The sequence below is a fragment of the Streptomyces sp. CA-210063 genome (assembly GCF_024612015.1).
Taxonomy (GTDB): Bacteria; Actinomycetota; Actinomycetes; order Streptomycetales; family Streptomycetaceae; genus Streptomyces.
The window spans coordinates 2,489,070-2,502,656 of sequence record NZ_CP102512.1 but is presented as its reverse complement, the minus strand read 5'-3'; the positions used below and the strand labels follow the sequence as shown (position 1 = coordinate 2,502,656).

12 protein-coding genes are annotated in these 13,587 nt (G+C 71.9%); 8 read left to right on the top strand and 4 right to left on the bottom strand.

Going from position 1 to position 13,587, the window contains the following annotated elements; translation table 11 throughout:
• Positions 1-54 precede the first annotated feature (54 nt).
• Positions 55-654 carry a hypothetical protein gene (locus JIX56_RS10800; protein WP_257539645.1) on the bottom strand — a complete coding sequence of 200 codons (600 nt, stop codon included), beginning with the start codon at positions 652-654 and terminating at the stop codon, positions 55-57.
• A 91-nt stretch (positions 655-745) separates the two neighbouring features.
• Positions 746-1,186 carry a hypothetical protein gene (locus JIX56_RS10795; protein ID WP_257539643.1) on the bottom strand — a complete coding sequence of 147 codons (441 nt, stop codon included), beginning with the start codon at positions 1,184-1,186 and terminating at the stop codon, positions 746-748.
• Positions 1,187-1,366: 180 nt separating this feature from the next.
• On the opposite strand from JIX56_RS10795, the gene JIX56_RS10790 reads away from it, so the two are divergent.
• Both JIX56_RS10790 and JIX56_RS10785 read left to right on the top strand, forming a co-directional pair.
• A complete protein-coding gene (locus JIX56_RS10790; protein WP_257539641.1) occupies positions 1,367-2,719 on the top strand; it encodes a sensor histidine kinase in 1,353 nt (450 codons plus the stop codon).
• On the top strand, positions 2,719-3,321 hold the full coding sequence (locus JIX56_RS10785; protein ID WP_257539639.1) for a response regulator transcription factor: 603 nt from the start codon (positions 2,719-2,721) through the stop codon (positions 3,319-3,321). The genes JIX56_RS10790 and JIX56_RS10785 overlap by 1 nt, the downstream gene beginning before the upstream one ends.
• Positions 3,322-3,359: 38 nt before the next feature.
• Here JIX56_RS10785 and JIX56_RS10780 read toward each other — a convergent pair whose 3' ends face one another.
• Positions 3,360-7,481: a bifunctional nitrate reductase/sulfite reductase flavoprotein subunit alpha gene (locus JIX56_RS10780; RefSeq protein WP_257539637.1), complete on the bottom strand. Its 4,122-nt coding sequence runs from the start codon at positions 7,479-7,481 to the stop codon at positions 3,360-3,362.
• A gap of 357 nt (positions 7,482-7,838) precedes the next feature.
• Here JIX56_RS10780 and JIX56_RS10775 point away from each other — a divergent pair, with 357 nt between their 5' ends.
• The 4 genes from JIX56_RS10775 to JIX56_RS10760 all read left to right on the top strand — a co-directional run bounded on the left by JIX56_RS10775 (position 7,839) and on the right by JIX56_RS10760 (position 10,737).
• The gene (locus tag JIX56_RS10775; protein ID WP_257539635.1) at positions 7,839-8,228 is read left to right on the top strand and encodes a cell division protein SepF; all 390 of its coding nucleotides are present in this window, start codon (positions 7,839-7,841) and stop codon (positions 8,226-8,228) included.
• Positions 8,229-8,555: 327 nt separating this feature from the next.
• A complete protein-coding gene (locus JIX56_RS10770; RefSeq protein WP_257539634.1) occupies positions 8,556-9,731 on the top strand; it encodes an ATP-binding protein in 1,176 nt (391 codons plus the stop codon).
• Positions 9,718-10,068 carry a nucleotide pyrophosphohydrolase gene (locus tag JIX56_RS10765; RefSeq protein ID WP_257539632.1) on the top strand — a complete coding sequence of 117 codons (351 nt, stop codon included), beginning with the start codon at positions 9,718-9,720 and terminating at the stop codon, positions 10,066-10,068. Before JIX56_RS10770 ends, JIX56_RS10765 begins: the two co-directional genes overlap by 14 nt.
• Before the next feature lie 192 nt (positions 10,069-10,260).
• Positions 10,261-10,737, top strand: a complete 477-nt coding sequence (locus JIX56_RS10760; RefSeq protein ID WP_257539630.1) for a DUF6099 family protein — start codon at positions 10,261-10,263, stop codon at positions 10,735-10,737.
• 288 nt (positions 10,738-11,025) lie between these two features.
• Here the strand turns inward: JIX56_RS10760 and JIX56_RS10755 are convergent, their stop codons facing one another.
• Positions 11,026-11,193, bottom strand: a complete 168-nt coding sequence (locus JIX56_RS10755; RefSeq protein WP_257539628.1) for a hypothetical protein — start codon at positions 11,191-11,193, stop codon at positions 11,026-11,028.
• Positions 11,194-11,431: 238 nt separating this feature from the next.
• On the opposite strand from JIX56_RS10755, the gene JIX56_RS10750 reads away from it, so the two are divergent.
• Together JIX56_RS10750 and JIX56_RS10745 are read left to right on the top strand one after the other, a co-directional pair.
• The gene (locus JIX56_RS10750; protein ID WP_257539627.1) at positions 11,432-12,355 is read left to right on the top strand and encodes an LLM class F420-dependent oxidoreductase; all 924 of its coding nucleotides are present in this window, start codon (positions 11,432-11,434) and stop codon (positions 12,353-12,355) included.
• A 142-nt stretch (positions 12,356-12,497) separates the two neighbouring features.
• Entirely contained in the window at positions 12,498-13,391 is an 894-nt protein-coding gene (locus JIX56_RS10745; protein WP_257539625.1) for a dioxygenase family protein, read from the top strand.
• Positions 13,392-13,587 lie beyond the last annotated feature (196 nt).

Here is a 13,587-nt window from a genome sequence, read left to right as displayed (position 1 = left end):
GCGCGCGCACGGCTCCCGTGCGTTCGAACCGTTCGGCCCGCGCCCGCTCGCTCCTCACGTGAGGAACAGCAGTTCCACGGCGACCATCATGTCCACGACGGCGCACCATTCGGCGAAGGTGGGGGCGACGATTCCCTGGAGCCCGCGCATCCGGATATGGGCGAGATCCCAGACGCCGTGGCAGAACCAGCCTGCCGCCACCACATAGCGGCCGAGGTCCGGGTCGACCAGGAGCCCCGTCCCGGCGAGCGCCCCGAACAGAACCGCCCCCGCGGCCTGGATCCCGAAGACGGCCGGCCCGTGCGGGGTTCCCCGGAACGCGCCCCAGAGCAGCACCGCCAGCGCGACGCCCACCATGACGCCCGCCGGCGAGACGAGGTCCAGGGCCTGGAGGGCGAACGCGAACGCCGCGCCCACCACGAGGACCGGCCAGGTCACCTTCGGCTTCCCGGCCTGGTGGATGACCACGTACAGCAGGGGGAGGATCGGCAGGAAGTCGGCATAGCCGTGGACCGAGTCGGCCGGATCGTCCGAGGTGCCCAGGACGAGCCCCGGGACCGTCAGCGCGAGGGCGAACGCCGTGGGCCAGCGGCGCAGCAGAGCCTGGGCCGGGCGGCGCCCTTCGGAGGCCTTCCCGGAAGTCGTGGCAGACATGGCGGTTCTCCTGAGGAGTGAGGAGTGAGGGGCGAGGACTGAGGAGCGAGGAGTGCGGCGTGAGGGCTCGCTGTGCGGGATGGCGTGCGGGTCAGGCGCCGTACTCGTGGCGGCGGCGCAGCATGACCAGGAACATCAGCGGGAGCATCAGGACGTGCTCCAGGACCATCAGCGAGTCGGCGGTGATGACGTCCAGCCGGAGCAGCGGGACGAGCGCGAGCGCCGGTGCGAACATCGCGCCGCACATCTCCAGCGTGCTCGGCCAGGAGTGCCCGCGCAGACGCATCCACACGGTCATGCCGACCGACATGTCGAACGCCATTTCCAGCAGGGCGAGTTCGGGATGGCCGGCCGACGAGAACTCCACGCCCACCCACGCCAGTACGCCGTGCGTGACCACGCCGAGCACCAGCATCCCGACGGCCATGGCCACCACCATCTCCAGGTAGTGACGGGCGAACCGCCACCAACCACGTTCGCCGTGACCGGTGTTGTGTCGTGTCCGCACGGTCGTGTCCTCACGTGTCCGCATGACGCTCTCCTCAAATGCCGCCCGGCGGCGGGGAGTTCCGCGATTACCGGGGTGGGGTATCTCCACGTGCCTCAGCCTGCTCGCGACGACACGCCGGCAGTAGTGCCGTATCCGCACGTCCGTGCGTGGTGATGTCACGTCTCCCCATGACAGATGTCATGCGGCTGCGACAATGGCCGGGTGCGTGACGGGGCGAGCGAGCGCGGGGCGGGGCTGACGAGCCTCCGTCGTTTCACCTGGTGGACCGTGCCGGGGACCACCGTGTGTCTTCTGGTGGTGTTCTTCGGCGCATGGGTCCTGGACACGGACGTGCCCGCGTGGGCCCGCGTCCCGACCGCCGTGGCCCTCGTGGTCGACACGGTGGCGAGCGCGGTGCTGCTCGGCGGCTGGCTGACGCTGTCGGCCGCCGCCGACGACACGCGTCCCGTACGGCCGCCGAGGAGCTGGCTGACGGCCTCGGTCGCGGCAACGGTCGTGCTCGCGGTGCTGCCGCTGGCCCGGCGTAACTACGGGCTGTGGGCGGTCGCGCCCGCCGTCACCGTGGCGATCTGCGCGACCTACCTCGGCCCGCGCCACCGCCGGCCGCTGATCGTCGGCGCGGTGCTCCTTGCCCCGCTGCCGGGCGGCGCCGTCAGTCTGGCCGCCGGGGACGGGGAGGTGGCGTACGCCGCGCTCTTCCCGGCGGGCCTCGTCGCCTTCACCGTGTGGATGGTGCTCGGCCCGCTCTGGGCCTGGAACATCGCCGGACGACTGGACCGGGCTCGAAGGCTGGAGGCCGAGTCGGCGGTCAAGGACGAACGGCTGCGGTTCGCCGCCGACCTGCACGACATCCAGGGCCACCACCTCCAAGTCATCGCGCTGAAGAGCGAGTTGGCGGCCAGGCTCGTGGAGCTGGACCCGGGGCGGGCCGCCGCCGAGATGCGAGAGGTACGGCAGTTGTCGGCGGACGCCCTCCGGGACACGAGGGCCGTGGTGCGGGGCTACCGCCGTACGACACTCGACGACGAGATCGCGGGCGCGGGCAAGGTGCTGGCCGCGGCCGGCATCGACGCCCGTACGGCCCTCGAACCCGCCTCCCCAGCCGCCGGCCTGGGCGACTCCACCCGGCATCTGCTGGGCCTGGTCATGCGGGAGGCCACCACCAACGTGCTCCGCCACAGCCGGGCCCGGTACGCCGAGGTCGACTACCGCGTCACCGAGGGCCGGGCCCGGCTGCGCGTGGCCAACGACGGCGCCGACGCGTATCCCGCCGGCACGGACGGCACGGGGCTCACCACCCTCGCCGAGCGACTGCGGGCGGCCGGCGGCGAGTTGACCTGGCACCGCGACGGCGACCGCTTCGAGGTCACGGCCACGCTGCCGCTGGACCCCGGGGTCCAGGCCGGTCGGACGAGTACGGCCGAGTCGCCGGGTGCGCCGCACTCATCGAGCTATCCGGGGCCACCGCAGCGCCCGAGCTCTCCGGAGCCACCGCAGCGCCCGAACTCTTCGAAGCCCTCTCAGACCCCGGGTCACGCGAAGGGAGCGGTGTGATGATCCGGCTCCTCATCGCCGACGACGAGGACCTCCTCAGAAGCGCCCTGGCCGCCCTCCTCGCGCTGGAGGACGACCTGACCGTCGTGGCGGAGGCGGCCACGTCCACCGACGCGGTGCGGCTGGCCCGCGAGCACCGCCCGGACATCGCGGTGCTCGACCTGGAGATGCCGCCCACCGACGGGCTGCGCGCCGCCGAGGAGATCGGGGCCGAACTGCCCACCCGCGTCATCATCGTCACCCGGCACGCCCGCCCGGCGGTGCTGCGCCGGGCCCTCTCCGCCGGCGTACGCGGCTTCGTACCGAAGACCACCCCCGCCGCCCGGCTGGCACAGATCATCCGCGATGTCGCCGCCGGCCGCCGTTACGTCGACCCGGACATCGCCGCGTCCGCCCTCACCGAGGACGACTGCCCGCTCAGCGACCGCGAACTACAGGTCCTGCGCGCCGCCCGCACCGGCGCCTCGGTCGCCGAGATCGCCACCGAGGTCCACCTCGCCCAGGGCACGGTCCGCAACTACCTCTCCGCCGCGATGTCCAAGCTGGGCGCCCCCACACGCCACGCGGCGGCGCACCACGCGTGGCAGCAGGGCTGGATCTGACCGAGGAGCCGGAAACGGGGTCCGGCCGAAGAGGCGGCTCAGTACACGTCCCGCACGTACCGCTTCTCCGTCGCCAGCTGCTTCACATACGCGGCGGCCTCGCCCTCGGTCATCCCGCCGTGGGTGACGGCGACATCCCGCAGGGCATGGTCGACGTCCTTCGCCATCCGGGAGGCGTCGCCGCAGACATAGAAGCGGGCGCCGTCCTGGAGCCAGTGCCAGAGCTCGGGGCCGTGCTCGCGCATCCGGTCCTGGACGTAGACTTTCGCGCGCTGGTCACGGGAGAAGGCGGTGTCCAACCGGCTGAGCACACCCGACTCATGAAGGGCCGTCAGCTCTTCCTCGTAGTAGAAGTCCGTCGCCCGGTGCTGCTCGCCGAAGAACAGCCAGTTGGGCGCCCGGTGGCCGAGAGCCTGCCGCTCCTGGAGGAAGCCGATGAAGGGGGCGACACCGGTACCGGGGCCGACCATGATCATGGGGGTCACCGGGTCGGTCGGCGGCCGGAAGTGCGGCGAGCGCTGCACGAAGACCGGCACCTCCAGGCCCGCCTCGCCGTCCGCGAGGAAGGGCGAGCAGACCCCGCCGCGCGAGCGCCCGCGCAGGTTCTCGTACCGCACGACGGAGACCGTCAGTGAGACGTGGTGCGGATCGACGAGCGGGCTCGACGAGATGGAGTACAGCCGGGGCTGAAGCCGCTTGAAAACGCCGACCCAGTCCTGCGCGGAGGCACGCACGGCGAACTCGGTGACCACGTCCACGGCCTGCCGCCCCCACGACCACTGGGCCAGCCCGTCCTTGTTGTCCGGGCGCATCAGCTTCTTCAACTCGCGGTTGTCCCGCGTGTGTTCGGAGACGAAGCGGAGCAGGTCCGGGGTGATCCGGGTGACGTCGAGATGCCGGTGCAGGGCCTCGGCGAAGGCCACTTCGCCCACACCGTTGACCTCCACGGGAGTCGACCCGTCGAGGCCGGTCACGGCCAGCCATTCCGCCACCAGGTCGAGGGAGTTGACCGGCCGCACACCGAGCGCGTCACCCGCCTCGTACGACAGCCCCGTCCCGCTGGTGTCGAAGGTGAACCGGCGCACCTCCTTGCCCGCCCCGGGCAGGCTGAGCAGCCGGTTGCCGACCAGCCGGGCGGCGGCGGGCGCGGGCTTGGCGGAACGGGTGACGGGCGCGGAAGCGGGGGCGGGGGCGGCGGACGCGGGGGCGGCCTGCGGCTTCGTCTCCGGAGCCGACTCGGGAGCCGTCTTCGTCTCCGTGCCGAGCGCGGTGATGACCTGGCCCAGCCAGGCGTCCGCCGACGGCTCGTAGTCCGGCTCGCAGTCCGTACGGGGGGCCAGACGGACCGCGCCCAGCTCGTCGAGCCGTGCGTCCAGCCGGCGGCCGTGTCCGCAGAAGTCGTCGTAGGAGGAGTCGCCGAAGGCCAGCACGGCGTAGCGCACGCCGTCCAGGCGCGGGGCCTCCTGGTGGGACAGCGCGTCCCAGAACCCGGAGCCGTTGTCGGGCGCGTCGCCGTCCCCGAAGGTGCTGGTGATCAGCAACAGGTCGGCCCCGCGCGGCAGTTGGCGGGGATGCGCCTCGTCCATGCCGACGAGCGTCGCCCGGTGCCCGGCGGCCCCCAGATGCTCGGCCGCCGCCACCGCGAACTCCTCCGCCGTGCCGGTCTGCGAGGCCCACAGCACGACGACCTCACGCCCGGCGGGCTCGACGGCGGCGGGTACGGCGCTCGGGGCCGCCGTCCGCGAGTACATCCCGGCGAGCACCCCGTTCACCCACACCGCGTGCTCGGGACTGAACGGCGCGTCCGCCGGCAGCACGGGCACGCCCCGCACCCCGGAGCCGAGCCCGGCGAGGAAGCCGGTGAGGTACTGGCGCTCCTGGGCGGAGAGGACGGGGGGCGGTGAGGGCTCGAGGCCGAACGGGTTCGCGCCGGGGGTGACCGCCGTCGGCACCAACGTCTCCACGGGCTTCGCCTCGACCGGTGCCTGCACCTGTACCGGCGCCGCCACCTTCGCCAGCGAGACCGCGCACACCTTCAACTCCGGCTGGAACGACAGCGGATCCACCGCGTCGCTCGTCACCGCGTTGATGCTCAGATACTCACCGAACAGGTCGTTCCAGTGGAACGGCGCGAACACACAGCCGGGCATCACCCGGTCCGACACGACCGCCGGAAGCACGGCCCGCCCCCGCCGGGACGCGACCTCCACGGAGTCCCCGTCCTGGACACCCAGTTCACGCGCGTCCTGCGGATGCACCTCCACGAACGGCCCGGGGTTCAGCTTGTTGAGCTTGGCGACCCTGCCCGTCTTCGTCAGCGTGTGCCACTGGTGCTGCAACCGCCCGGTGTTGAGCACGAACGGATAGTCGTCGTCCGGCATCTCGGCGGCCGGCAGGTGCGGCCGCGCGTGGAACACGGCCCGCCCACTGGCCGTGGGAAAGACCAACTCACCGTCCGTGCCCGCGTCCACGTACCGGATAGGATTCCGCGCCGGCCCGTCCGCCGCGGCCGCCGGCCACTGCACGGACCCCGACCGCAGCCGCTCGTACGTCACGCCCCGCAGATCCCACCCGGTCTTCGGGTTCCACGCCCGCTTGATCTCCTCGAAGACCTGCTCGGCACTGTCGTACGAGAAGCCCTTCTCGAAGCCCATCTCCCGGGCGACGGCCGCGACGATCCGCCAGTCGGCCATGGCCTCGCCCGGCGGGTCGGCGGCGGGGGCGGCGAGGGTGAGGTTGCGCTCGCTGTTGATGAGGACGCCCTCGGACTCGGTCCACAGCGCGCCGGGGAGGACGACATCGGCGTACGCGTTGGTCTCGGTGTCGGCGAAGACGTCCTGCGTGACGACGAACTCGGCCGCTTCCAGCCCCTCGATGACGGTCTTCCGGTTGGCCACGGAGGCGACCGGGTTGGTGCAGATGATCCAGCAGGCCTTGATCTCCCCGTCGGCCATCTTCTGGAACATCTCGACGGTGCCCTTGCCGACCCCGTCCTCGCGGAGGGTGTCCGGCGCCAGCTCCCACAGCTCCTCGACGAACGCCCGCTCCTCGTCCACGAGCACCGACCGCTGACCGGGCAGCCCCGGACCCATGTAGCCCATCTCGCGCCCGCCCATGGCGTTGGGCTGACCGGTGAGCGAGAACGGCCCGCTGCCCGGGCGGCAGATCGCGCCGGTCGCCAGATGCAGATTGACGAGCGCGTTGGTGTTCCAGGTGCCGTGCGTGGACTGGTTGAGCCCCATCGTCCAGCAGCTCGTCCACTCGGCGGCCTCGCCGATCAGCCGGGCGGCCTCCCGGATGTCGTCCGCCGGGATACCGGTGATCCCGGAGACGGCGTCCGGCGCGTACTCGGCGAGGAAGTCGGGCATCGCCTCCCAGCCCTCGGTGTGGGCGGCGATGAAGTCGGGATCGGTGTGCCCGTTCGCGTGCAGCAGATGCAGCAGCCCGTTGAGCAGGGCCAGGTCCGTGCCCGGGCGTATCTGCAGGAACAGATCGGCCTTCTCGGCCGTCGCCGTGCGCCGGGGATCGACGACGATCAGTTTCGCGCCCGCCTTGACCCGGTCCATCATCCGTAGGAACAGAATCGGGTGGCAGTCGGCCATGTTCGAGCCGATGACGAGGAAGACGTCCGCCTTGTCGAGATCCTCGTACGAACCGGGCGGCCCGTCGGCGCCCAGCGACAGCTTGTAGCCGGTGCCGGCGCTCGCCATGCACAGCCGGGAGTTCGACTCGATCTGGTTGGTGCGGATGAAGCCCTTGGCCAGCTTGTTCGCCAGGTACTGGGCTTCGAGGCTCATCTGCCCGGAGACATAGAAGGCGAACGCGTCGGGCCCGTGCTCGTCGATGATCGCGCGCAGCCGCCGGGCGGTCTCGGCGATCGCGTCGGAGACGGGCGCGGGGACCGGTTCGTCGCCCCGGTCGTCCCGTACGAGGGCGGTGGTGAGGCGGCCGGGCGCGGCCAGCATGTCGGCGGTCGTCGCGCCCTTGGTGCAGAGGCGGCCGAAGTTCGCCGGGTGGGACTTGTCACCGGACGCCTTCAGGACCGTACGCCGGCCGTCGGGACCCATCCCGACGTCCAGGAGCATGCCGCAGCCGACACCGCAGTACGAGCACACCGTCCGCACCTGGGTCGTGGTGCTCTGCGGGCCCTGCGCGGCCACGGGCGGCCCCTCTCTGTCGGCGTCCCGGGTGTCCGGGCGGTCTCCGGTCGCTGTCTCGCACGGCGGCCGATCGCTGTCTGGTACGGCGGCCGGTCGGCTTCCGCTCAGCGTCCGAGTCACTGCCCGGCAGGTCCGATCGTACGAATTGCCCGTTACGCCGATGTCACATGGCCTGATCATGAGGCGTTACGCCCGCCACACACGGCCGCGCAAGGGGATGTGAGGGCGGGATCCGGCCGTCGCGCCGAACCGGGGGTGTCGCGGTCCGTGTCGTTGTTGGGCCGAACGGGTGACCATGCGTAAGAATTGGCTGATGCAGTCATTCAGTGCGAGCCAGGGGGAAGGCCGGTGAACAGGGTGAGCAGCCACGATGTCACCGACGAACAGTGGGAGGGGCTCGCCCAAGTCGTGCCGCTGCGGGGCCGGGACGCCTGGCCGTCCGCGGTCGGCCACCGGACCATACCGGAGGCCGAGACCGAGGCCCGGCGCCGGTTCGTGGTCCTCCGCGTCAATGTCTTCGCGGACGCCCGTGAGGTGGCGGAGACGCTGATGGCGGGCATTCCGGTGCTGCTGGATCTGTCGGGCGCGGAGGCCGACACCGCCAAGCGCGTGTTGGATTTCAGCACGGGGGTCGTTTTCGGCCTCGCCAGCGGAATGCACCGGGTCGACCGGAACGTGTTCCTTCTCACGCCGCCGGGCACGGAGGTGCGGGGGCTGATGGAGGGGGCCGGGGTCCCGGGGGTGTGACGCACGGGGCGTGGCGCTCCCGGCCGCGGCCTGCCCCACCGCGGCCTGCCCCACCGCAGTCCGATCGGGGTGACCAGTCGAGAGGGCGTGATGCTCTGCCGGGGACGAGGTACGGGGTTGCGCCGTGGGGGCAGGTTTGTTCGCCGGCTTCGGGTTCGCCGTGGTTGCTCGCGCAGTTCCCCGCGCCCCTGACGGGGCGCGCCCGCGTTCGGTCCGGGCGCTCGGCCGGCCCGGGGCGCTCGTGGCAGGTCGGGGCGCTCCCTCGATCGTAGGAAGATCCACTGGGCGGAACGGTTTGCCTGACGAACGGGACCCTACTGTCCGCATATGACCGTGTCATCCCTGTCGCCGGTGCTGCCCGGCGCGGACGCCGGGGCGCGTCCGGAGCGGCCGAGCGTCACCGAACTGCGGCTCTCCGCCTTCGCCGGACACCGGAACGCCGTCTTCCCGCTGGGCCCGCTGACCCTCCTCGCGGGACGCAGCGGCACCGGCAAGACCACCGCGCTCCGGGCGTACGAGGCGCTGGCGCGGCTCGGCGGCGGCGCCCGCCTCGACGAGGCCTTCCCGGACCCGGAGGACTGCGTCCCCCAGCGGGCCCGCCCCGACGCCCAGCGGCGGCGCGGCTTCCGCATCGGCTGCACGACCGACGGCCCCGAGGGACCCGTACGGCTCGACGTCGCCGTCCAGGCCGAGCCCGAACTCCGCATCGTCGGCGAGCGGTTGACGGCCGGCGGGCTGACCCTGCTCCAGACGGCACTGGTCGACCCCAGCCGCCCCGTCGTCCAGGCCGCCTGGCACACGGCCGGCTCGTCCCCCGTCACCCGTGGCCCGCTGCCCGACGACCGGCTCGGCACCGCGCTGCTCCCCCTCCGCGTCGCAGGCAAGACGGACGGCCAGCGCCAGGTTCTCGCCGCGGCCGAGCAGATGGTGGTCGCGCTCCGCTCGGTCTACGCCTGCGATCCGCGCCCCGGCCGTATGCGCGCCGCCGTGCCACTCGGCTCCGGACGGCTGCTCCGGGGCTGCGACAACCTCGCCGACGTGCTCTGGCGCACGCGGACGGAGTGCGGCCGACGGCACGCGCTGCTCGTCGCGGCCCTCCGCGACGGCTGCGCGGGGCCGGTCCTCGATCTGCTCGCCGAGCCACTGCGCGACGGCGCGGTACGGGCGGTGCTGGACCGGGGCGACGGGGTGCGGACGGCCCTGGGCCTGCTCGGGGACGGGGAGTTGAGGTATCTCGCGCTGGCCCTCGTGCTGCTCACCGGCCCCGGGGTGCTGGAGGTCGACCCCGTCGCGGAGGTGCCGGCGGCGCTCCAGACGCTCACGGTCCTCGCCGACGGCTTCGACCGTGCCCTGGACCCGTGGCAGGCCCTGGAGCTGATGCGGCTGGCGGCGCGGATGTGCGAGCGCGGACACATCCGGCTGGTCGGCGCGGTGAGTGACGCGTCCTGGGCCGCCGGAGTGGCGGGGGTGACGGTGGTAGACCTGAACCGTGAAAGATCCTGAATCCGCGCGGAAGCCCGACGTGGCGGCCCTGCAGCGGCGGCTCGCCGAGTTCGCCGCCGCCCGCGACTGGCAGCGGTACCACACGCCCAAGAACCTGGTCTCCGCCCTGAGCGTCGAGGCGTCCGAACTCGTCGAGATCTTCCAGTGGTTGACACCGGAGGAGTCCGCCCGCGTGATGGCGGACCCGGAGACCGCCCACCGGGTCACGGACGAAGTCGCCGACGTGCTCGCCTACTTGCTCCAGCTCTGCGAGGTGCTGGGGATCGATCCACTGTCGGCCCTGGATGCGAAGATCGACCGCAACGAACGGAGATTTCCGGCGCCGGGGAAGCCCTGACGAGGCTTGAGGAGGAGCGCGTCCATCCGGTTGTCACTCTCCGGAGTTGAAAAGTTCTCCACAGCCGACTTGTTATCCACAGATTTCAGGCTTCCTCTGGCTTTCTGTCTCAGCGGACCTCACTGTGGGTAATGAACAGGCAGGAGTTCGGGCGGACGTGTGAGAGCGCGTCGGGACAGTCGGGGGCAGCGCATGGATGCGGTGCGGCTCATCTTGGCGAGCAGGCGTGCTCTGGCGGGCAGCGTCGAGGGACCTCAGATCATGGCCGAGGCATGGCAGTCCTATGCCCTGGCCCAGGCGATCGGCAGCCGCCTCGCGGTCTCGGGCCCGCCCGAACTGCGCGGCGAGGCCCTGGGGTTGACCGAGCTGGCCGGCAGTGGGTGCGGCATACTCGGCGCCCCGCCGCTCGGTGTGGGCGATTTACGCGCCGCCCAGCTCACCGAGTTGGGCGACGCCCACGAGTCGCTGCTGCGGCTCGGTGGCCTGCTGGGGGAGGTCGGTATCGCGCTCGTGGGGCTGGCGAGCGGAGCGGATGACGAGACGACGTACTGGCAGTGCATGGAGGCGATCGACGCGGCGGACGAGGCCCGGGACCGCGTGCTGGAGATGCTGCGACGCCTGGCGGTGAGAGACCAGGTGCTGTCGGAGCGGGACGCGACGACGGGGTGAGTGCGCCGGCCGCGGGCTGTGTATGGCTGGTCGCGCGGTTCCCCGCGCCCCTGAAAAGCAGGGGCTGCGCCCCGTGCTTTTCGTTTTTAGGGGCGCGGGGAACTGCGCGACCAGCCCCCACCCACCCGCAGCCGAAAACCGCACGCGACGGGGGTCGAAGGGGCGCAGCCCCTGGGGATGGGACGGGTAGGGGCGGCGGGGGCGAGGAATCATGAGCGCCCCAGGGGCATGGCGAACGCCCGGCCGGAAAGGGATGGCCGGGCGTCGGAGTTCATGGCTCGGAGAAGGTCAGGCCCTGTCGCTCTCCTCCGCGGCAGCGGCACGCGGCGCCGAGAGATCCGCGTCGAGCTGGGACAGGTCCGCGTTCAGGGCAGCCATCAACTCCTCCATCTGCTGGAGCAGACCCTTCGGCTGCGCAGGCACGGCGGCCTGCTCCGGCACGGCTTCCTGGGACATGTGACGGCCTCCTCGGCCCTCGCCCCCCGAGGGGGCACGTGTGCAGGCGTCCCGGCAGCGGCCGCCGGCGACGGGTGCCGGGCGGTCCGGCTCCTCCCGAGCAACGATCACCGTTCCCGCCGGTCACTGGGCCGAGCCCGTCCCATGCGCGAATTGACGGAATTTCACCCGACCGTGGCCCCCCGGCGCCGGTGGGACCGATGCCGTTGACCGACGGCCGAGCGTGCAGGATGGAGGCATGGATCTTCGCATCTTCACCGAGCCCCAGCAGGGGGCGACCTACGACACCCTTCTCGCCGTCGCCAAGGCCACCGAGGACCTCGGCTTCGACGCCTTCTTCCGCTCCGATCACTACCTCCGGATGGGCTCGACGGACGGCCTCCCCGGCCCCACCGACGCCTGGATCACCCTGGCCGGACTCGCCCGCGAGACCAAGCGCATCCGCCTCGGCACCCTGATGACCGCAGGAACCTTCCGCCTGCCCGGCGTGCTCGCCATCCAGGTCGCGCAGATCGACCAGATGTCCGGCGGTCGCGTCGAACTCGGCCTGGGCTCGGGCTGGTTCGAGGAGGAGCACAAGGCGTACGGCATTCCCTTCCCCAAGGAGAAGTTCGCCCGCCTGGAGGAGCAACTGGCCATCGTCACCGGCCTGTGGGCCACGGAGGTCGGCAAGACGTTCTCGTACGAGGGCACTTACTACCAGTTGACCGACTCGCCGGCGCTGCCCAAGCCGGCGCAGACCAAGGTGCCCGTTCTGATCGGCGGGCACGGCGCGAGCCGCACCCCGCGCCTCGCCGGGCAGTACGCCGACGAGTTCAACATGCCCTTCGCCTCGATCGAGGACAGTGAGCGCCAGTTCGGCCGGGTGCGCAAGGCCGTCGAGGAAGCCGGCCGCAAGGCCGACGACCTCGTGTACTCCAACGCCCTGGTCGTCTGCGTCGGCAAGGACGACGCAGAGGTCGCCCGCCGTGCCGCCGCGATCGGCCGCCAGGTCGACGAGCTGAAGGCCAACGGCCTCGCCGGCTCCCCGGCCGAGGTCGTCGACAAGATCGCCCGCTATCAGGCCATCGGCTCTCAGCGCCTCTACCTCCAGATCCTCGACCTCGACGACCTGGACCACCTGGAGCTGATCTCCACCCAGGTGCAGTCGCAGCTGTCCTAGCGAGGGCGCACAACCAAGCAGAGCCGGCCCCGCGCCCCCATCGAGGGGCGCGGGGCTGTGTCGATGCGCGACTCCGTGCTCGCTTGACTCTTCAAGTAATGCCGCCCTAGGTTGAAGGGTAAATCAGTTGAACCGTCAACTCATGGGTGCTGCTATGAACTCCCTCCTCGACCCGGCGGTCCCCGGCGGGGCGTACGACCGGTTCCTGGTCGACGCCCTGCCCAAGGCCCGCGCCCAGCGCGAGTGGACGCCCGAGGACGGCCCGCTCCCCGCGCTGTACCTGAGCCACGGCGCGCCCCCGCTCTTCGACGACGGCCCCTGGCTGCGGGAGCTCTTCGGCTGGGCCCAGTCGCTGCCGAAGCCCAGGAGCGTCCTGATCGTCTCCGCGCACTGGGAGGCCGCGCCCCTGTGCATCTCGGCCCCCGAGGCGCACACCCCCCTCGTGTACGACTTCGGCGGCTTCCACCCGCGCTTCTACACGATGAAGTACGACACCCCGGACGCCACCGCCCTCGCCCGCCGCGTGGCCGGGACCGTCCCCGACGGCGAGCCGCTGTACCAGCACCGCGGCCGGGGCCTCGACCACGGTGCGTGGGTGCCGCTCATGGCCATGTACCCCCTCGCCGACCTCCCCGTCCTGCAGCTGAGCATGCCCACCCAGGACCCGGCCCGGCTCCTCGAACTCGGCGCCCGGCTAGCCTCGTTGCGCGAGGAAGGCGTCCTGGTCGTCGGGTCCGGTTTCATGACCCACGGGCTGCCGTTCATCACCCCCGCCATGTTCCGGGGCGAGGTCCCCGGCTGGTCCTCCGACTTCGACGCCTGGGCCGCCGACGCCCTCGCCCGCGGCGACGTCGACGAACTCGCCGCCTTCAAGGACCGCGCCCCCGGCATGCCCTACGCCCACCCCACCGTCGACCACTACATCCCCCTCTTCATCACCCTCGGCGCCGCCGGCAGGCCCGACGCACCGGTGAGCACGGCGATCGACGGCTATGCGATGGGCTTCTCGAAGAGGTCCTTCCAGACGGCGGTGTGACGGCGGCCGCACGGCGGTGTGGCCGCGGCGCCGTGCGGCACGGCGGTGTGCGGCACGGCGGTGTGACGGCGGCCGCACGGCGGTGTGGCCGCGGCGCCGTGCGGCACGGCGGTGTGCGGCACGGCGGTGTGGCAGCGGCGTCGCCGGAAAACATCCGGAGATCCAAAGCGTCTCGTTGTTGTGCAAAACGTTTTGG

Bases quoted from the DNA above. Each gene is read 5' to 3' on its own strand.
- JIX56_RS10770 (WP_257539634.1), top strand. From the start codon at position 8,556: ATGACCGTGTCATCCCTGTCGCCGGTGCTGCCCGGCGCGGACGCCGGG.
- JIX56_RS10800 (WP_257539645.1), bottom strand. From the start codon at position 654: ATGTCTGCCACGACTTCCGGGAAGGCCTCCGAAGGGCGCCGCCCGGCC.
- JIX56_RS10795 (WP_257539643.1), bottom strand. From the start codon at position 1,186: ATGCGGACACGTGAGGACACGACCGTGCGGACACGACACAACACCGGT.
- JIX56_RS10785 (WP_257539639.1), top strand. From the start codon at position 2,719: ATGATCCGGCTCCTCATCGCCGACGACGAGGACCTCCTCAGAAGCGCC.
- JIX56_RS10750 (WP_257539627.1), top strand. From the start codon at position 11,432: ATGGATCTTCGCATCTTCACCGAGCCCCAGCAGGGGGCGACCTACGAC.
- JIX56_RS10755 (WP_257539628.1), bottom strand. From the start codon at position 11,193: ATGTCCCAGGAAGCCGTGCCGGAGCAGGCCGCCGTGCCTGCGCAGCCG.
- JIX56_RS10745 (WP_257539625.1), top strand. From the start codon at position 12,498: ATGGGTGCTGCTATGAACTCCCTCCTCGACCCGGCGGTCCCCGGCGGG.
- JIX56_RS10760 (WP_257539630.1), top strand. From the start codon at position 10,261: ATGGATGCGGTGCGGCTCATCTTGGCGAGCAGGCGTGCTCTGGCGGGC.